We start from the raw sequence: 20129 nt of genomic DNA on the forward strand, positions 1-20129 counted from the left end.
TTTTTGTCAAAAGATTGCACTTCACTGGAAATTTTGGTCAGAATTTACCTATCTTGTAAGGTGGAAGCATAAAAATTTATTAGATTACCCTTCAGTAATGGACATTGCAGGAAAATACAGCTAAAATAAGGAGACTTTGTTTAATGTGGAAATTCAGTAGTCAGAAAATAGATAAAACAAGGAGGACGAAAGATGTCTATGTTTTTAGATCAGGTAACAATTGACGTCAAGGCCGGTAAAGGCGGAGATGGTATGGTTGCCTTTCGTCGTGAAAAATATGTACCAGATGGTGGACCAGCAGGTGGCGATGGTGGTCGTGGCGGTGACGTAATCTTAGTAGTAGAAGAAGGCTTACGTACCTTAATGGACTTCCGTTTTAATCGTCGTTTCAGAGCAACTCCCGGTGAAAATGGGATGAGTAAAGGAATGCACGGCCGTGGGGCAGAAGATACGTATGTCAAAGTTCCCCCTGGTACGACTGTACGTGATGCGGAGACTGGCGTGTTGATCGGCGACCTAATTGAAAATGGTCAAGAATTACGAGTGGCCAAAGGCGGTCGCGGTGGTCGCGGGAACATTCGTTTTGCTTCACCTAGAAATCCAGCACCAGAAATCGCTGAAAACGGCGAACCAGGTCAAGAACGTAAAATCGAACTAGAATTGAAAGTCTTGGCGGACGTCGGTTTAGTAGGTTTCCCATCTGTGGGTAAATCAACCATTCTGTCAGTCATTTCTTCAGCTAGACCAAAAATTGGCGCATATCATTTTACAACGCTAGTACCTAATTTGGGAATGGTTACAACTAACGATGGACGTAGTTTTGTAGCGGCTGATTTACCTGGTTTGATTGAAGGGGCTTCTCAAGGTATTGGTCTTGGTACTCAGTTCTTACGTCATATTGAACGGACAAGAGTTATCTTGCACGTAATTGATATGAGTGGGATGGAGGGCCGTGATCCTTACGAGGACTATGTGGCTATCAACAACGAATTAGGCTCGCATAATTTACGTTTGCTTGAACGTCCGCAAATCATTGTTGCTAACAAGATGGATATGCCTGAAGCTGAAGAGAACTTGGCAAAATTCAAGGAGCAGTTAGCTAAGGACAAAGAAGATGAATTTGCTGACGATCTGCCAATCTTTGCGATTTCAGCGATAACTAAGCAAGGCATGGACAATTTGTTGAGTGCAACGGCTGATCTACTGGAAACAACGCCAGAATTTCCGTTATACGAAGAAGATATCGAAGAAGAAACCGTTCAATATGGCTATCAAAGTGAAGATCCTGGCTTTACGATTACTCGTGAACCAGATACTACTTGGGTACTAGCGGGTGAGAAACTAGAAAAACTATTCAAGATGACCAACTTTGATCATGATGAAACGGTTATGCGTTTTGCTCGCCAATTACGTGCAATGGGTGTTGACGAAGCGTTGAGAGCTCGAGGAGCAAAAGATGGCGACATCGTTCGTATTGATAAATATGAATTTGAATTTGTTGAGTAAGAAGTAAGAGGCAGGATTTCCTGCTTCTTTTTTTTGCAGTCTTACTTTCCTTTATTTTATTCTATTTAGCTAGAAGTTGCCTTGCTTCTCTTTTTGAAAGATATACTAGATAAATTAGTTTACATAATATAATTATATGTGTAAAGGTGTGCCTAGTTCACAAATGAGCGGTTTACTGATACACTAAAAGTAAGCATAAAGGAGCGGATTTTTATGGAAAAACGAGTGATTATTATGAACTTTGAAATTGCCTCACAAGCCTACGAAGCTTTTTCAAAGGTAAAGAAATTACAAGCAACACGCGCATTAAAAGGAGAACAGATGGCTGTTGTACATCATTCTAATGATGGAGCACATCAATTTCAGATTGAAGATTTCTTGGATTTCACCGGCAATAACAAAAGCTCTACTGGCGGTTTAATCGGTATGATGGTAGGGATTTTAGGTGGTCCAATCGGTATTTTGTTGGGCTGGTTTACTGGTGGCATGATTGGTGCTTCTCGGGATGTGAAGGAAGTTCGCGATGCGCAAGGTGTTTTTGCCTTTCTAATTGATAAAATTAAAGAGGGAGATACTGGATTGTTGTTAATTGCTGAAGAAGATGACAATCGTCCTTTGAATCAATTAATTATGAATGAATTAGGGGGAGAAATTACCCGTCTAAACTATGAAGAAGTCGAAGAAGACGTTAAAAAGGCCCAAGAAATGGCTAAAAACAATAATAATGAAGTAAATGATGAGAATTAGGCGAATTTCTATTTGCAGAAAGTCTGACTTTCTTCTAGAATAAACTTAATTTGATAGAAAGTCAGGATGATTATGGAATTAGAATTCTTAGGTACCGGAGCAGGCGTTCCGGCCAAACATCGTAATGTCAGCAGTATAGCTTTAAAACTATTAGCCGAGCGGAATGCAATTTGGCTATTTGATTGTGGTGAAGGGACTCAAATGCAGATTTTGCGTACGAGTATTCGGCCCCGCAAGATAGAAAAAATATTTATTACCCACTTGCATGGTGACCATATTTTCGGTTTGCCCGGGTTATTAAGTAGCCGTTCCTTTCAAGGCGGTGATGAGGAGCTAGAATTGTATGGACCTCCAGGAATTGAGAAATTCGTTAAAACGGCTTTACAGGTTTCTCAAACTCGTTTATCCTATCCAATTCGTTACATTGAAGTAAACGAAGGCATTATTTTTCAAGATAAGCAATTTTCAGTGGAGTGCCGTTTATTAGATCATGGAATTAATAGCTATGGCTATCGGGTGGTTGAAGCAGATCATGAAGGTACCTTGCAGGTTGAAAAATTAGAAGCGCTAGGGATTCCGGCAGGTCCAGTATATGGCCAAATCAAGCAAGGAAAGACTGTTACATTAAAGGATGGTCGAGTAGTTAACGGTCAGGACTTTATCGGCGAGAAAAAGCAGGGGCGGATTGTCACTATTTTTGGTGATACCCGATATACACCTGTCTCAATGGAGCTTGCTAAAAACAGTGATGTGATGGTCCATGAAAGTACTTTTAGGAAAGATGAAGAGAAGATGGCACGGGCTTACAATCATTCAACCACTCAACAGGCGGCGAAAGTAGCTAAAAAAGCTCAAGTGAAACAATTGATACTCACGCATATTTCAGCTCGTTATTTAGCTAAAGATGCTCTAGAACTAGAAAAAGAAGCACAAGAAATTTTTAAACAAACCAAAATAGCGAAGGATTTCGATATTTTTGAGATTCCTTTGAAGGAGTGATGAGGATGAATTTAACCAACAAAGTAGTCGTTGTTACTGGAGGATCAGCAGGACTAGGAGAGCAAATTTGTTACGAAGCAGCTAAACGAGGTGCCATCGTAGTGACTTGTGCTCGCCGCATTCAATTGATCGGACAGGTGAAAGAAAGATGTATGGAATTAAGTGGGAAAGATGCTTTCGCCTTTCAATTAGATATATCAGATCCTAGCAGTGTCGACAGTGTATTAGAGAAAATCGCTGAAGAAGTCGGCAGTGTCGACGTACTGGTAAATAATGCCGGGTTCGGTTTGTTTAAAGACTTTTTCGAATTTGACTTTGAAACAACTCGCAGAATGTTTGAAGTTAATGTCTTAGGAATGATTTATTTTACTCAGCAAATCGCTTTGGACATGGTTGCACGTAAAAAAGGACACATCTTCAATGTCGCTTCAATGGCAGGGAAAATGGCAACGACTAAATCTACTATTTATTCAGCAACTAAATTTGCAGTATTGGGTTTTTCCAACGCTTTACGTTTAGAGCTTAAACCTGCGGGGGTTTACGTTACAACCATTAATCCAGGACCAATTGATACTGAATTTTTTGATAAAGCAGATCCTAGTGGCAATTATTTAGCTAGTTTAGGTAATATTGTATTAGATCCAGAAAAATTAGCTAAGGCAATTGTAAAACGGATGGGTGAACCTACTCGAGAGATCAATCGGCCGCGAGTGATGGAAGCTGCTTCTCGACTCTATACGCTTTTCCCACACATTGGGGATTTCTTAGCAGGCAGCATATTTAATAAAAAATAAGGGTGAATGGTTTGAAGAGACAGTGGAAGGTAATTTTAGGATTTATTCTTGTGTTGATTATTGTCATCTTTGCGGTATTAAATAATCAAGAGGTGCCTGTTAATTTTGGTTTTAGTAAGATTTTTAGCCCACTTATCTTGATTATTATTGGTTCAGCTATTATTGGCGCATTGGTGGTCTTTTTAACCTCAAGTGCAACAATGTTTCAGCAAAAGCGCCAAGTGAAACAGTTGCAAAAACAAATAGAGGACTTCGAAAACAGTAATCAAGAAAAATTGGCGGAGGATAAAGCCCGCTACCAAAGGGAAAAGGAAAATGAAGTAGCTACATTAAAAGCCGAATATGAACGATTGCTCAGTGAAAAGGATAATTATATCCAGCGACTGACAGGTGATGCGGCTACTAAATCGGATCCGACTAATCCACCGTTGGATTATTACGACTAAATGAAAGAGGATGATTCTAAAAAATTAAGAATCATCCTCTTTCATTTCTTTTTTTGTCTCAGAAATTTTGATATACTTATACGGTTGGGAAGTGATGTTTTGAAGAAATCAAACTTTGAATGGCACCTGAAGGAAAATGCTCAGGTTCCGCATGAATTTCAAGAAGAAATCATGGGAATGGGGCATAGTAAAACGTTTGCCAATCTTTTGTGGCAGCGGGGTGTTCAAACAAAAGAACAATTTGAAGGCATGATTTATGCTACAGTGGATAATTTACATGATCCTTTTTTAATGCATGATATGCAAAAAGCTGTCGAACGTATTCAAGCAGCTATTATCGAGGGTGAAGCAATTTTAGTCTACGGAGATTATGATGCTGATGGAATCACTAGTACTTCTATTATGAAGGAAACATTGGAAATGCTAGGTGCAGATGTGCAATGTGTGTTGCCGAATCGATTTATTCATGGCTATGGTCCTAATCAGGCTTTATTTGAAGAAAAAATCAATGAAGGCATTCAATTAATTGTTACTGTCGACAATGGTGTGGCCGGCAATGAAGCCATTGCTTATGCTAACTCACGAGAAGTAGATGTGATTGTTACAGATCATCATGAGATGCCACCAGTATTGCCAGAAGCTTATTGTATTGTGCATCCTCGTCACCCAGATGGCAATTATCCGTTTGGCGAACTTGCTGGAGCTGGCGTAGCGTTTAAACTAGCTACTGCCTTACTGGAAGAACCACCATTAGAACTTTTAGATTTGGCTTGTATCGGAACAGTGGCTGATTTAGTTTCAATGACTGGTGAAAATCGAACCATTGTTCAACTGGGTTTAGAAATTATGAAACAAAATCAGCGCATGGGTCTGAACCATTTGTTGAAGGTTAGTGGAGTGGATGTGCAAAAACTAGACGAAGTTAGTATTGGTTTTAGCATCGGACCTCGTTTAAATGCGATTGGACGCTTGGGCGATCCTAATCCTGCGATTGAGCTGATGACGACCTTTGATGATCAGTTAGCACATGATCTAGCAGAGCAATTAGATAAGATTAACAATGAACGCAAAGCCATTGTCCAGCAAATTACCCAAGAAGCAATGACCATGTTAGAGGAAGACTCTCCGGTTCAAGTGTTGGCCAAAGAAGGTTGGAATCCTGGAGTTCTAGGGATTGTCGCTGGGAATGTTTTAAAACAAACCGGACACCCTGCCATTGTTCTAGCGATTAATGAAGAAGGGATAGCCAAAGGGTCTGGGCGTAGTAGTGAAGCTTTGGATATGTATGGTATGTTGACAACAATGCGGGAGTATTTCACCCATTTTGGTGGACACGAAGCAGCTATCGGTGTCACTTTACCTAGTGAAAACCTTATTGAGTTGAAGCAGCAGATCGCCTTATACATCCAAGAAAGGCAAATTGACTTATTGCAAGGGGCTAGTTTGGCAATTGACGAAGAGCTTTCATTAGCTGAAGTAAATTTGGCTTTTGCTGAAGAGTTGAAGCAATTAGCACCTTTTGGAACGGATAATCCGGCTCCGCATTTCTTAGTGGAAGAAACAAAGGTGGCTCAGATCAAAGCAATTGGAGCTGATCAGCAGCATGTGAAATTCATGCTAACAAACGGCAACCAGCAGGTAGATGTGATCGGCTTTGGCTTTGGTGCAAAGCTAGAAGAGTTACAGCAGGAAAGCACACGTTTTGTCGGAGATTTGGAGATTAATGAGTGGAACGGTCAGAAGAAAGTTCAGTTGAAGCTTTTAGATTTTGCTACAGAGGGACTTCAGGTCATCGATCGACGCGCCAAGCATAGTTGGAACCAGCCGCTTGAGACAGCTAGTACACTCTATCTTGCTTTTCAAGAAAAAAGCCGAGATGTATTAACGGATACTTTGCAACATCAAGTACAAGTTTACAACAAAGATCACTTGACTGAATATGCAGAGTATCGCCAACTAGTAGTAGTGGATTGTCCTAGTGATAAAGAACTAATTAAATCTATAATAAGCAACAGTAGCTTTGAGCGGGTTTATCTTTTCTTGTACAGTGCAGATGAAGCCTATTTAAATGGAATGCCGAATCGTGAACAATTCAAACAGCTCTATCAATTCTGTCTCAAGCAAAAACGTCTGGATATTCGTTATAAGTTGAAAAATATCTCGAATTTCTTAAGAATATCTGAAAAATTATTAGTCTTCATGATTCGCGTGTTTTCTGAATTGAAATTTGTTACAATAGATGACGGTGTTTTGGAAATTGTTGAAAACCCACAAAATCAAGCAATTGAAGAGAGTCGCGGCTACAAAGAACGAATGAAACAAATTGAGAGCGAAGAATTTTTACTAATGAGTGACATTCAAACGATAAGAAATTGGCTGAAAAGCTAGGAGGAAATACAAGATGGATTTAAAAGATTATATTGCTAGCATACCTGATTACCCGCAAAAAGGGATTGTCTTTCGTGACATTTCACCTTTAATGGCTGACGGAGATGCTTACCGTGAAGCTACCAGACAAATTGTTGAATACGCTAGCCAAAAGCAAATCGACATGGTGGTCGGACCTGAAGCACGCGGTTTTATTGTTGGTTGTCCAGTCGCTTTTGAATTGGGTGTAGGTTTTGCTCCGGTTCGTAAACCGAACAAATTGCCAAGAGCGACCATTGATGTAGAGTATGAAAAAGAATATGGGACAGACATACTATCAATTCACAAAGATGCTATCCAACCGGGTCAACGTGTATTAGTTACGGATGATCTATTAGCAACTGGTGGTACTGTAAAGGCAACTATCGATTTAGTTGAAAAATTAGGTGGAATTGTAGTTGGCTGTGCTTTCTTGATTGAACTAGATGAACTTCATGGTCGTGATAAAATCGAAAGCTATGATATCTTAACTTTAATGGATTATTAACATTCATTGAAATAAAAAAGGACTTGAAAATCAGAAACGATTTTCAAGTCCTTTTTCTTATGCAGATTTGTGGTAGTGATGGTCATAATAATCGTAGTAATCATAAGAATCTATATAGTAAACCTCTTCAGTCATCTCATCGTCGTAGTCTTCTTCATAATAGTAGGCTTCTTGTTCATATTGTTGTGCATATTTTTTCTCATCCCAAAGCATATACCAAACGATGAACAATCCGGAGAAGACAACAATAGTAGCCAGCGATCCAAGCTTACCAATCACTAATCCAAGTAACAAAAATCCAATAATTAAGCCAAATCTTCTTACTGCTTTCATAAATAATCCACCCCTAATAAAATATACGAACAAATGTTTGTATAAGTATTATACGAATGTTTGTTCGATTTGTAAAGAAAAAAATTAATCGGAAAAAATTTCCCGATTAATAGATGTGATTCCGATACAAACCAACAACTTTACCTAAGATAGAAACATTGTCTAATATAATTGGTTCCATCTGATCATTTTCTGGCTGTAGACGAATGAAGTCTGTCTCATGGAAAAATCTTTTACAGGTCGCTTCATTCTCATCTGTCATGGCAATGACAATCTCACCATTGACAGCAGTCGCTTGTTTTCGAACAATTACGTGATCACCATCGTAGATACCCGCATTAATCATACTTTCACCGCGAATAGTTAGCATGAACAGACTGCCTTCTTCACTAGCCAAGTCTGGTGGTACTGGGAAAAAGTCTGAAGCTTCTTCAACAGCCAAAATTGGTTCACCAGCAGTGACGATTCCAAGCATCGGAATGACTTGGGGCTGAACACCAATTTTTTCCAGACCATCTAAGGTCAGTTCAATAGCCCGAGGTTTAGTAGGATCTCGTAAAATTAAGCCTTTTTTTTCTAAGCGTGCTAAGTGTCCATGAACAGTAGAAGTAGAAGAAAGATTCACTGCTTCTCCAATTTCACGAACAGTTGGTGGATAGCCTTTATTTTCAACGCGTTCATGAATGAAACGCAGAACTTCTAATTGTTTTGTTTCAGTTCGTTTTGCCAATGCTCACACCTTCTTTTCTTTTTTTTCAGTTTAGCATATTTTTTTTGATAAATCAAACAAGCGTTCGCTTTCTTTTGCTTTTTTATCGGCGTCATTTTGTTGTATAATGGAGAGCGGAAGCGAGGTGCACAAAATGATTTCAGATGAAAAGATTGCGCGAATTAATGAATTAGCAAAAAAGAAAAAAACTGAAGGGTTAAATAAAGCAGAACTGCACGAGCAGAAAGTTTTGCGTGAAGAATACCTGTCTTCTTTTCGCAGCGGCATGCGCCATCACATTGAAGGAATGAAAATCGTTGATCCGGATGGCAAAGATGTAACCCCTGAAAAACTAAAGGATATTCAAAAGAAAAAAGGGCTTCATAATCGAAAATAATGTGAATATTCCATTTTTCAATTGAAATAAGAAAATAAATCGGTTACAATGGATGTGGAATAAAAGTATTTATCACCAAAAAGGAGGACGTATTATTTTGTTTGATAAAATTGATCAGTTAGGTGTTAACACGATCCGCACGTTAAGTATTGAGGCGATTCAAAAAGCCAATTCTGGTCATCCAGGATTGCCAATGGGAGCGGCACCTATGGCTTACGCCCTATGGACAAAACACTTGAACGTGAATCCAGCGACTTCATTAAGCTGGCCAAACCGCGATCGTTTCATCTTATCTGCCGGTCATGGTTCAGCAATGTTGTACAGCTTGTTACATTTAGCGGGCTATCAAGTTACAATTGACGACTTGAAAAACTTCCGTCAGTGGGAAAGTAAAACACCTGGACACCCAGAATTCCAACATACTGATGGCGTAGAAGCAACTACTGGCCCATTAGGTCAAGGAATCTCAATGGCTGTAGGTATGGCGATGGCTGAAGCTCATTTAGCGGCTACTTACAACCGTGATAGCTTCAATGTAATGGATCATTACACTTATACTATCGTTGGTGATGGAGACTTAATGGAAGGCGTTTCTCAAGAAGCTAGCTCGATGGCTGGACATATGAAACTTGGAAAATTAGTTGTCCTATATGATTCAAATGATATTTCTTTAGATGGTCCAACAAATAAAGCCTTCACTGAAAACGTGGGTGCTCGCTATGAAGCATATGGCTGGCAACATATTTTAGTGGAAGACGGCAATGATTTAGAAGCCATCAGCAAAGCAATTGAAGAAGCCAAAGCAGAAACCGAAAAACCTACCTTAATTGAAATTAAAACAGTGATCGGCTTCGGTTCTCCAAAAGAAGGTACTTCTGCTGTTCACGGAGCACCAATCGGAGATGACGGCATTAAAGCAGCTAAAGCTGTCTATGGCTGGGAATATCCTGATTTCACAGTGCCAGAAGAAGTAGCAGAACGTTTCAAAGCAGATATGCTAGACAAGGGTGCGGAAGTTGAAGGACAATGGAATGAAATGTTCAAAAACTACGAAAACGCCCATCCAGAGTTAGCAAAACAATTTAAAGATGCATTTGCTGGCAAATTACCTGAAAACTGGGAAGAAAGCCTGCCCGTTTACGAGGAAGGATCAAGCCAAGCAAGTCGTGTATCAAGTAAAGAAGTCATTCAAGCAGTTGCTAAAGCAGTTCCAACTGTATGGGGCGGATCAGCTGACTTATCTGGTTCAAACAATACTACGATTGCTGACGAACAAGAATTCCAACCAGGTTCTTATGAAGGCCGCAACATTTGGTTTGGTGTTCGTGAATTCGCTATGGCAGCAGCTATGAACGGGATTCAATTACACGGCGGTACTCGTGTGTACGGCGGTACCTTCTTTGTATTTACGGATTACTTACGTCCAGCAATTCGTATGTCAGCGATTCAAGGCTTGCCAGTTACTTATGTGTTAACCCACGATTCAGTAGCAGTAGGTGAAGATGGACCAACTCATGAACCAATCGAACAATTAGCCAGCGTACGCTGCATGCCTAATGTTCAAGTAATTCGTCCAGCAGACGGCAACGAAACTTCTGCTGCATGGAAAGTAGCGTTGGAATCAACTGACAAACCTACTTTATTAGTATTGAGTCGCCAAAACTTGCCAGTTTTACCAGGTAGTAAAGAAATTGCCACTGACGGCGTAGCTAAAGGCGGTTATGTAATTTCTAAGGCAGCAACTGACACTCCTGATGGGATCTTGATTGCTACTGGTTCAGAAGTGAACTTAGCAGTAGAAGCGCAAAAAGTCTTGAAGGAACAAGGCAAAGATGTATCTGTTGTTTCATTGCCAAGCTTTGATTTATTCGAAGCTCAAGATGAAGCTTACAAAGAATCAGTCTTACCAAAAGCTATTACAAAACGTGTAGCAGTAGAAGCAGCTTCTTCATTCGGCTGGGAACGTTACATTGGCGATGCTGGCAAAATGATCAGTATTGATCGCTTCGGTGCATCAGCTCCTGGTGGATTTGTATTAGAACAATTTGGCTTTACTGTTGAGAATGTAGTGAATACTTACAATCAGCTTTAAAATTAACGAACAAAGTGCGAAAGTTATATTTCTGCACTTTGTTTTTTTGTTACGCATATTACGACAGCTTAACAAATGAATGAAGATCCTGTGTTTGAATTGTTTAAGAAAATATTATAGCGTATACTTTTAATGTGATGACATTGGAAAAATGAAACGAAGGGTATTTGGAGGTAAATGATGAGCCAGTTTAAGACTCGTAGCGAAAGACATGAATACTTAAGGCAGCAAAAAGCAAAGAAAGCAAAACGGATTGTACCAGTATTAGGCACGGCTTTGGCTGTAACACCGGCAGTAATGGGAATGAATACCGTGAAGGCCTCTGCAGCAGAAATGGGCCAAACACAAGATCAGGCAGCTTTCATTGAGCAGTTGGGGGCTTCTGCGATGCAAGTGTCATCTTCGAATGATTTGTATGCATCCATTATGGTAGCGCAAGCTTTAGTTGAGACGGGCTTTGGATCGTCTACATTATCGGCTGCACCGTATTACAATTTATTCGGTGTAAAAGAATACAGCGGCGGACCAAGTGTTTATATGAATACACAAGAATATTTGAACGGTCAATGGGTGACTATGTCTGAACCATTTGCTGTTTACAATAGTTATGGAGAATCATTTTTAGATCATGCAAATGTTATGCGTAACTCTTACTATGCAGGTGCTTGGAAGAGCCATACATCAAGCTATCAGGATGCAGCAGTTTACTTAACTGGACGTTATGCAACTGATCCAGGTTACGCTGGAAAATTAATCTCTTTAATTCAAATGTATAACCTAACACGTTTTGACACACCAGGAGCAGGTACGGCGATTGAGGCTACTACAACAGCAGCTGTTGTAGCAGACCAAACGCAATCGGCTCAACCTGAAGCGCAAGTTGCACCTCAAGCAAGTGGACAAGCGTACACAGTTCAGGATGGAGATTCTCTATGGAGTATTGCCCAGAAATTTGGTACAAGCGTTGATCAATTGCTAGCTAGCAATGGGATAAGTGTTGATGCAACAATCATTCCGGGACAACAATTAACTGTATAATCAAAAAGAAGCTGAAAGGCTTCTTTTTTTTGCGAAAAAATACATAATTGACCATATTGCTAGCATATATCTAGTTTTTCGTTTACTATACTTACATAAGGTAAGGGAGGACGTAATGATGACGAAGGTTTATGATTCCATTTTAGCAACAATTGGTCAGACACCAATTGTAAAATTAAAGCGCTTAGTTTCTGATGACATGGCACAAGTTTATGTAAAGGTAGAATCCTTTAATCCTGGGGGCAGTGTAAAAGATCGGATCGCATTAAGCATGATCGAACGCGCGGAAAAAGAAGGAAAACTTACTGAAGGCACAACGATTATTGAGCCCACCTCTGGAAATACTGGAATTGGTTTAGCGATGGTTGGGGCTGCTAAGGGTTACAGAGTAATTATGGTCATGCCGGAAACTATGAGTATTGAAAGAAGAAAACTGATGCAAGCTTATGGTGCCGAATTAATTTTGACACCTGGTAAAGATGGGATGAAGGGTGCGATTGCTAAAGCTGACGAATTGGCTAAGGAAAATGACTGGTTCGTACCTTCACAATTTGAAAATCCGGCGAATCCTGCAGTTCACGAAAAAACAACGGCACAAGAAATTGTTGACACCTTTGAAAGCACTGGATTAGATGCTTTTGTGGCTGGCGTTGGGACTGGAGGAACAATCACAGGTGTGGGACGTGAACTAAAACGCATGTATCAAGACATCAAGGTGATTGCGGTGGAGCCAAAAGAGTCACCAGTTTTAGAAGGGGGACAACCTGGTCCTCACAAAATTCAGGGAATCGGAGCAGGTTTTATTCCAAAAAATTTAGATACATCCGTTTACGATGAAGTGATCGCAGTGACGGGTGATGAAGCGATGGAAACGGCTCGAGAAATTGCGAAACAAGAAGGAATTTTAGTAGGGATATCATCAGGTGCAGCGCTGAAGGCTGGATTAGATTTAGCTAAAACAATGCCTGTAGATAAAAAAGTACTGATTCTTCTTCCGGATAATGGTGAGCGCTATCTGTCTACTGAATTGTTTAATTTTGAAAAATAATTTTTGCGTATTTGTGAAGATTTAGCATTCTGCCTAGCTTTTATAATTGAATAGTAGTATTATTTAAGAAAGATTATAAGGAGAGGAAGATAATATGGCTAATCATGCTGTTGAACACGCGATTGAAGATCTAAAAGAGGCAAATGTGCGAATTACTCCTCAACGTTATGCGATTTTAGAGTTTTTGATTGAACATCGCACTCATCCGACTGCTGACGAAATTTTCCGCTCACTGGAAAGTCGCTTCCCTAATATGAGTGTAGCAACCATTTATAATAATTTGCGTAAATTTGTTGAAATTGGGATCGTGCAAGAAATGAGTTATGGTGATGCTGCAAGCCGTTTTGATTTTGGGGTTCAAAAACACTATCATGCGATTTGTACGGATTGCGGGAAAATTGAAGACTTCTTTTATCCAGGTTTAGAAGATGTTGAAATGGCATCTAGTGAATTGACTGGATATCAAATTGATGAACATCGTTTAGAAGTATACGGTTTGTGCCCGAATTGCCAAAAGAAAGAGTAAATCGTTAAACGATTTGCTTTTTTTTTTTGACAACAGAATTACATTATGAAAGTAAGTGTCATATTGCTAAAAATCTTATATGATAACTAGTGTTATTAAAGAAAGCGATACATTTTTCCTGATGATAGTAAAAAATAGTCAATTTGTGAGCAAATCAGATAGGGATTTTTCACTATTCTGCTATACTAATTGTGCATTACAATGCAAACTAATAATTGTTACAAAGAAAGAGGGATATATAGATGAAAGTCGTTGTTGTCGGTTGTACCCACGCAGGTACAGCAGCTGTCAAAAATATTTTAGCAACTCATCCAGATGCGGAGGTTACCGTATTTGAACGTAATGATAATATTTCATTCCTATCTTGCGGAATTGCCTTATACGTTGGTGGTGTTGTAAAGGATCCAGCAGGCCTATTTTACTCTAACCCGGAAGAATTAGCTTCTCTAGGTGCAGTAGTGAACATGGAACATGATGTGACAAATGTTGATACAAAAGCGAAAAAAGTAACAGCTAAAGACCTTAAAACAGGTGAAGAAAAAGTTGTTGAGTATGATAAATTAGTGATGACTACAGGTTCTTGGCCAATTATTCCACCAATCCCAGGAATTAAATCAAAAAATGTTTTATTATGTAAAAACTACAATCAAGCCAATAAGATCATTGAAGAAGCAAAAAGTGCTAAAAAAGTTGTTGTAGTTGGCGGTGGTTACATCGGAATCGAATTGGTTGAAGCCTTTGCTGAATCTGGAAAAGACGTAACCCTGATCGATGGACTTTCTCGTATTTTGAATAAGTATCTTGACCAACCATTTACTGATTTGCTAGAAGAAGAACTAAAAAACCGTGGCGTAAAATTGGCTTTAGGTGAAAATGTTAGCGAATTTGTTGCGGACGAAGATGGGAAAATTGCTAAAGTTGTAACGCCTAGTGCAGAATTTGATGCAGATATGGTTATCTTATGTGTCGGCTTTAGACCAAACACAGAATTATTAAAAGACAAAGTGGATATGTTGCCTAATGGAGCAATCCAAGTGAATGAGTACATGCAATCAAGTGATCCTGATATTTTTGCTGCAGGAGATTCAACAGTCGTTCACTACAATCCAACGCACAAAGACAACTACATCCCGTTGGCAACAAACGCAGTACGTCAAGGAATGTTAGTTGGTCACAATTTGACAGAACAAAAAATGAAGTATCGTGGCACACAGGGAACTTCAGGTTTATACTTGTTCGGTTGGAATATTGGATCAACGGGTTTAACTGCTGAAGGAGCGAAATTACAAGGCTTTGACGTAAATGTTACGTTAATTGAGGATAATTATCGACCTGAATTTATGCCAACTACTGAAAAGATTTTGATGGAATTAGTTTCTGAAAAAGGAACAAATCGCATTCTTGGTGCACAGTTTGTTTCTAAGTACGATATTACTCAGTCAGCTAATACCATGTCTGTGGTTGTTCAAAATGAAATGACTGTAGAAGACTTAGCTTTACAAGACTTCTTCTTCCAACCGCATTTTGACCGTCCTTGGAATTACTTAAATATTTTGGCACAAGCAGCATTGGAAAAAAGCAACAGTTAATCAATCATTATGGGTCTGAGGGATTTTCCTCAGACCTTTTTAATTATAATAAAGAAAGTATAAAATTTTCACAATTGAAACACTTGTAATACCGATGCTAATGATATCTGGTTTCACAAGCTAGCTTGCCAGTTCCACTTTTCGCAGTTTAAAAAGCGGGTTTATCAGTTAATCAAGTTATAGCGAGTATCAGATTTGAAGGGCATAGTGGAATGGTATGCGTACGAGAATAAAGTGAATTTTTGCAGAAAATTCACTACCATATTAAGGAGCTAGCTTGCCAGTTCCACTTTTCGCAGTTTAAAAAGCGGGTTTATCAGTTAATCAAGTTATAGCGAGTATCAGATTTGAAGGGCATAGTGGAATGGTATGCGTACGAGAATAAAGTGAATTTTTGCAGAAAATTCACTACCGCATTAAGGAGTTAGCCTAGTCGGTATTAAGCGAAAATTGGGAGAAACTTGAGGAGCACTAAGTAGGTACCAAGCAACATCAGCTCCTACGATCACCGTGTTTCTTGGCAGTTTCTAAAAATTTTAGTCTTAGTACTCCAAAGCTGAGCGAGTTTGCGAAGCCTTTCTAATTGGGTGAAAAGCAATCTTGGCTAACTTTATTAATTAGTGTACACTAGGAACGAATGGAGGCTTTAAAATGATTTCATTGGAAGAATATTTAGCAAATGGACAAACGACAGTGTCCAATCTCTTGCTTAAAAATTATGCTCGTTTAGGGCTTTCTACTTTTGAGTGTATGTTATGGCTCCAGCTCTTAGCAGCTAATCAAGCAGGTAATGATTTTCCTGATTTAGTGAATGTTGCTGAATCTATGGGGATTGGCAAAGAAAAGATTTATAACTTGTTAGGTGATTTAATTAACAAAGGCTTTGTCGTGTTAGAGACGGTCCAAGACGAACACGGACGTCAAAAGGACCGATACAATTTGCTGCCGGCTTATGAAAAACTGGCCGTGTTAAAAGAGCAGGAGCGATTTCAGGTGGAACAGCAGACAGAGGAGCAGGCGATTAAGAAGATGTACCAGTCCTTTGAACAAGAATTCGGTCGTCCGTTGTCAGCCATTGAATACCAGCGAATTGGTCAGTGGTTGGACGAGGACCACTATTCTCCGGACCTAATTGCGTTAGCTTTGCGTGAAGCCGTTTTAAATCAAGCTTACAATTTAACTTACATTGATCGGGTTTTATTAAGCTGGGAACGGAAAAATATTCGAACGAAGCAGCAGGTGGAAGAAGAACAAAAACGTCGCAAACAAATTTTACTGCAAAAAGAGGAAGTTAAAGGATCTGAGGAACTTCCCGAAGTTTCATTGTACAATTGGTTGAAGGAGAAGGATTCAGATGCTAAGTAAAGAAAAAACGATGGAAGCTATTTCGCGCATGTATGAAATGTTTCCTGAGGCACATGGTGAGTTAGTTTCAGACAATCCCTTTCAGCTACTGATTGCGGTCATATTGAGTGCTCAAGCTACCGATGTTTCAGTCAACAAAGCGACACCAGCATTATTTGCAGCATATCCGACACCAGAAGCCTTAAGTCAGGCACCGATTGAAGCAATCATTGAAAAAATAAAAACAATCGGCTTATATCGTAATAAAGCCAAAAATATCAAGGCATGCGCAGAAATGCTGCTGGCAGAGTACGGCGGAGAAGTGCCCAAAACACGTGAAGAACTAATTAAGTTGCCAGGGGTCGGACGCAAGACTGCTAATGTAGTAATGGGGGATGCGTTTGGTGTTCCAGCAATCGCAGTAGATACTCACGTTGAACGAGTGAGTAAGCGTCTCCGTATCTGCAAACTGAAGGCGAGTGTAACTGAGGTAGAAGAGACCTTGATGCGGAAAGTTCCGAAAGAATTATGGGTAAAAACGCATCACACGATGATCTTCTTTGGACGTTACCATTGTCTTGCAAGGTCACCTAAATGTGAAATTTGTCCATTGTTGGATATGTGTCAAGAAGGAAAAGATCGGTTGGAAATTACCAAATAAATAGAACCTGAAAGCTTATCACGTTAAGCTCTCAGGTTCTATTTTTTATAAGCTATTGAGTAGTTGGTGGTGAATTATTGCCGCCTTGATCTTGATTATTGTTTCCATCACCACCTGTACCAGGGGTTGTACCCGGATCAGGTTGAGGTGTAACAGTTCCTGGTTGCTGTGGTTCAGTTACCGGTTCGGAAGGTGTTGTGACATCTGCTGAAGAAGATGGTATAGTTTCTTCTACGCTGGATTCACTCGTACTTGGTACTGTTGAGTATGGCGTATAGTTATTGTTGTAAGAGTAGCTTGGTGCCTGATAAGGTATATCAGTAGCGCCTTTTACGTATAGCTCGTTGCCAATTCGTACTACATCATCTGGGAAGTCCCAATCGACATTTGGTACACCTGCCGAAACGTATTGCATCAGTTCTCGATAGACACTGGATGCAATCATGTCTGACTGGGTGGTGATCGGCTTCAGTTTCTCATTGTAGCCAGTCCAAACTGAAAGAGCGTAATTAGTAGTATATCCTGTAAAGGTTACATCTGGAGAAACACTGCCATAACGAGTAATCTGTGCTAACTCATCATCTGTATAATTTGATGTGCCCGTTTTACCAGCTTGAATCAAAGAAGGTATTCGAGCGTTGGTACCTGTTCCTCGGGTAATTACATCTTTAAGGATATCCGTAATCATGTAAGCAGTATAAGTCTCCATGGCTTTTTCACCTTCAGATTGGAAGGTTTGCTCTGTGCCATCTGGATAAACAATACGACTGACATATTGTGGCTCAAAGTAAGTCCCACCATTGGCAAATGCGGCATAGGCTGCGGCCATTTTCTCAGTAGACACACCATATTCAGTATTATCAAGTGTTTGTGTGTTGCTTGAGATAGCATTGGACAACTGGATGTTTTCATATTTTATTCCCAATTTACCTAAGAACTCGGAAACTCGATTAGCACCAACCTCATCAAAAAGCTTTACTGCTGGAACATTTCGCGAATCATACAATGCTTGACGTAAGGTGATGTTGCCGTAATAACTGTTGTCCCAGTTCATAACAGGTGTTTTAGTTCCTGGATAATTGTACGGTGCATCTTGAATGTACGTGCCCGTTGATTTTTGCAAGTATTCGATAGCCGGACCATAATCAGTCAATGGTTTAACCGTGGAACCAAAGTCGCGGTTGGTACTTACTGCTAAGTTATTGCCTAATGAAACATCGGCAGCAATGTTTCGACCTCCGATTTGAGCAGTGACCTTACCCGTATTAACATCTACTAAAGTTGCGGCAACTTGAAGCTCATCATCGGGATATTGAATATATTGATCCGAATTCACGATATCATAAAGCTGTTTTTGAGCGTCCATATCCAAATTGGTATAGATTTCTAACCCATCAGTATAAACATTTTTTCCTGTTTTTCGTTCAACTTCGGCAATTACTTCTTTCATATAATTGTCTGAAATACGACGGTCCTCATTGTTTGTTTCCAATGGTTGTAGGCCTGCTTGGACGTCAGAAGCTACAGCCTCATCATACTCGGCTTGAGTAATTTTATTGTTTTCCAACATAGTGTAGAGTACCGTGTCACGTCGTTCTTTCGCTGCATCTGCATGAAGATAAGGGTCGTAGGCACTCGGTGCTTGCGGCAGTCCAGCTAGTAAAGCAACTTCTGCGATAGTCAATTCGTTCATCGGACGACCGTAGTAGGTTTCTGCGGCAGTCTTCATGCCGTAAACGCCATTTGCCATGTAAACCTTGTTAATATAGTAGGTTAAAATATCCTGTTTTGATTTTTCACGTTCTAACTTCAAAGCCAACCAAGCTTCTTGAGCCTTACGCTCGAGGGTTTGATCCGAACTTTCAGTGGAGAAGTAAGACAACTTAATCAGTTGTTGGGTTAGAGTACTTCCTCCTTGAATGGTGTCACTTCTAAGGTTGTGAATCACTGAACCGACAATTCGAATCGGGTCAATCCCATTATGATCGAAGAAGCGGCGGTCTTCAATCGACACAATCGCATCGTCTAATTCTTGAGGGATCTCATCGGCGTTAGCGATTTCTCTTTTTTCAGCTCCTAAGTCTTCAAACTCAGTGCCACTAGTATCAAAAAATTTAGAAGACGCGGGGGCTTCTAGTGCTTTTTCAGTCAGCTCGGGTGCATCACTTACATAGAAGAAAAACAGACCAACACCTGCCAGCATAACTAAAAAAAGAAAGCCAACGATAACTGTTAAGATCTTGATAGGAAGGCTCGCCTTTTGTTTTGAACGTTTGGCGGTGCCTTTTTTTGTCTTTACCGACTTTTTAGGTCGCTTCTCTGAACGAGATTTTTTTGCCATAGTTTAAGCTACTCCTTTTTACAAATAAATTCATCAACAGCATCTAAGTAGGGAATTCTTGGTGCAATCTTGGGAAAAATCTCAATCCCATCATTTTCAACTTGGGTTAAAGTCATGGATTTTTTTCCGGATGCTTGCTGTTCCCAGAGAGTGATTAAAATTTCACTGGGCAGAAAAAAACAACGTTCGATGCTGGAAAACCATAATAATATAAAGCAAATCCCACCTTGCTTTAAACAATTCCGCATGTGAGTAATTTGATGCTCATGGAAATTCTTAAATGGAAACGAAGTCTTGTTTTTAGTTTCCTTTGCTTCGAAGTCCAAATAATGTCCCTTGTATACACCATTATAATCAGTTGTGGAAGGTTGTCTAAAATAAGCTTCCTTGATAACCGCCGCACTTCGTCTAGGATAATCCACCTTGACGATTTGAAGTGGGGTTGGTTTTTTATGAATAACTGCGATATCATGGAAGAGGTAATACTCATTGCTTTGATTGATGGCTTCTTCAAAACGCATCCCACGATTGGCAAAATTTGTTCGCTTCGTTATTTTCGCATGTTCATTAGGCGAACTACTTGATGAAAATAGTTGACCATTAGGGTAACGGAAGGCCATGTTTATCACGCTCCTGTTTGGTATT

19 protein-coding genes are annotated in these 20129 nt (G+C 39.8%); 15 read left to right on the top strand and 4 right to left on the bottom strand.

The features are described from left to right. Positions 1-192: 192 nt before the first annotated feature. The 7 genes from obgE to IGI42_RS01195 all read left to right on the top strand — a co-directional run bounded on the left by obgE (position 193) and on the right by IGI42_RS01195 (position 7406). A complete protein-coding gene (gene obgE, locus IGI42_RS01165; protein ID WP_438713751.1) occupies positions 193-1506 on the top strand; it encodes a GTPase ObgE in 1314 nt (437 codons plus the stop codon). 213 nt (positions 1507-1719) lie between these two features. Beyond that, a complete protein-coding gene (locus IGI42_RS01170; RefSeq protein ID WP_438713753.1) occupies positions 1720-2253 on the top strand; it encodes a DUF1269 domain-containing protein in 534 nt (177 codons plus the stop codon). Positions 2254-2325: 72 nt separating this feature from the next. Next, complete coding sequence (gene rnz / locus IGI42_RS01175; RefSeq protein ID WP_438716991.1) at positions 2326-3252, top strand: ribonuclease Z; 927 nt, start codon at positions 2326-2328, stop codon at positions 3250-3252. Between the two features lie 5 nt (positions 3253-3257). Beyond that, complete coding sequence (locus IGI42_RS01180; protein WP_438713754.1) at positions 3258-4046, top strand: SDR family NAD(P)-dependent oxidoreductase; 789 nt, start codon at positions 3258-3260, stop codon at positions 4044-4046. A gap of 11 nt (positions 4047-4057) precedes the next feature. Next, positions 4058-4492, top strand: coding sequence for a LapA family protein (locus tag IGI42_RS01185; RefSeq protein WP_438713755.1), 435 nt, complete (start codon positions 4058-4060; stop codon positions 4490-4492). Positions 4493-4591: 99 nt separating this feature from the next. Continuing rightward, complete coding sequence (gene recJ / locus IGI42_RS01190) at positions 4592-6880, top strand: single-stranded-DNA-specific exonuclease RecJ (protein WP_438713756.1); 2289 nt, start codon at positions 4592-4594, stop codon at positions 6878-6880. 13 nt (positions 6881-6893) lie between these two features. Continuing rightward, positions 6894-7406, top strand: coding sequence for an adenine phosphoribosyltransferase (locus IGI42_RS01195; RefSeq protein WP_438713757.1), 513 nt, complete (start codon positions 6894-6896; stop codon positions 7404-7406). A 57-nt stretch (positions 7407-7463) separates the two neighbouring features. Here the strand turns inward: IGI42_RS01195 and IGI42_RS01200 are convergent, their stop codons facing one another. Beyond that, positions 7464-7739 carry a hypothetical protein gene (locus IGI42_RS01200; RefSeq protein ID WP_438713758.1) on the bottom strand — a complete coding sequence of 92 codons (276 nt, stop codon included), beginning with the start codon at positions 7737-7739 and terminating at the stop codon, positions 7464-7466. Between the two features lie 106 nt (positions 7740-7845). Next, the gene (lexA, locus tag IGI42_RS01205) at positions 7846-8469 is read right to left on the bottom strand and encodes a transcriptional repressor LexA (RefSeq protein WP_438713759.1); all 624 of its coding nucleotides are present in this window, start codon (positions 8467-8469) and stop codon (positions 7846-7848) included. Between the two features lie 133 nt (positions 8470-8602). On the opposite strand from lexA, the gene IGI42_RS01210 reads away from it, so the two are divergent. The 8 genes from IGI42_RS01210 to nth all read left to right on the top strand — a co-directional run bounded on the left by IGI42_RS01210 (position 8603) and on the right by nth (position 17143). Continuing rightward, a complete protein-coding gene (locus IGI42_RS01210; RefSeq protein ID WP_438713761.1) occupies positions 8603-8845 on the top strand; it encodes a DUF896 family protein in 243 nt (80 codons plus the stop codon). A gap of 97 nt (positions 8846-8942) precedes the next feature. Beyond that, the gene (gene tkt, locus IGI42_RS01215; protein ID WP_438713763.1) at positions 8943-10937 is read left to right on the top strand and encodes a transketolase; all 1995 of its coding nucleotides are present in this window, start codon (positions 8943-8945) and stop codon (positions 10935-10937) included. Between the two features lie 180 nt (positions 10938-11117). Further along, positions 11118-11975, top strand: a complete 858-nt coding sequence (locus IGI42_RS01220; protein WP_438713764.1) for a glucosaminidase domain-containing protein — start codon at positions 11118-11120, stop codon at positions 11973-11975. A gap of 118 nt (positions 11976-12093) precedes the next feature. Beyond that, positions 12094-13023, top strand: coding sequence for a cysteine synthase A (gene cysK / locus IGI42_RS01225; RefSeq protein WP_438716993.1), 930 nt, complete (start codon positions 12094-12096; stop codon positions 13021-13023). A 94-nt stretch (positions 13024-13117) separates the two neighbouring features. Then, entirely contained in the window at positions 13118-13549 is a 432-nt protein-coding gene (locus IGI42_RS01230) for a Fur family transcriptional regulator (RefSeq protein ID WP_438713766.1), read from the top strand. A 242-nt stretch (positions 13550-13791) separates the two neighbouring features. Beyond that, entirely contained in the window at positions 13792-15138 is a 1347-nt protein-coding gene (locus tag IGI42_RS01235; protein ID WP_438713767.1) for an NADH oxidase, read from the top strand. A 651-nt stretch (positions 15139-15789) separates the two neighbouring features. Next, positions 15790-16503 (top strand): DnaD domain protein, encoded by a 714-nt coding sequence (locus tag IGI42_RS01240; RefSeq protein ID WP_438713769.1) that lies wholly within the window; start codon positions 15790-15792, stop codon positions 16501-16503. After that, positions 16493-17143, top strand: a complete 651-nt coding sequence (gene nth, locus IGI42_RS01245; RefSeq protein WP_438713770.1) for an endonuclease III — start codon at positions 16493-16495, stop codon at positions 17141-17143. Before IGI42_RS01240 ends, nth begins: the two co-directional genes overlap by 11 nt. 52 nt (positions 17144-17195) lie before the next feature. Here the strand turns inward: nth and IGI42_RS01250 are convergent, their stop codons facing one another. Next, positions 17196-19484 (bottom strand): PBP1A family penicillin-binding protein, encoded by a 2289-nt coding sequence (locus IGI42_RS01250; RefSeq protein WP_438713772.1) that lies wholly within the window; start codon positions 19482-19484, stop codon positions 17196-17198. A gap of 8 nt (positions 19485-19492) precedes the next feature. Then, the gene (recU, locus tag IGI42_RS01255; protein WP_438713773.1) at positions 19493-20104 is read right to left on the bottom strand and encodes a Holliday junction resolvase RecU; all 612 of its coding nucleotides are present in this window, start codon (positions 20102-20104) and stop codon (positions 19493-19495) included. Positions 20105-20129: the final 25 nt, after the last annotated feature.

The organism is Enterococcus sp. AZ109 (assembly GCF_051714625.1).
In the GTDB taxonomy this organism is placed as follows: domain Bacteria; phylum Bacillota; class Bacilli; order Lactobacillales; family Enterococcaceae; genus Enterococcus_A.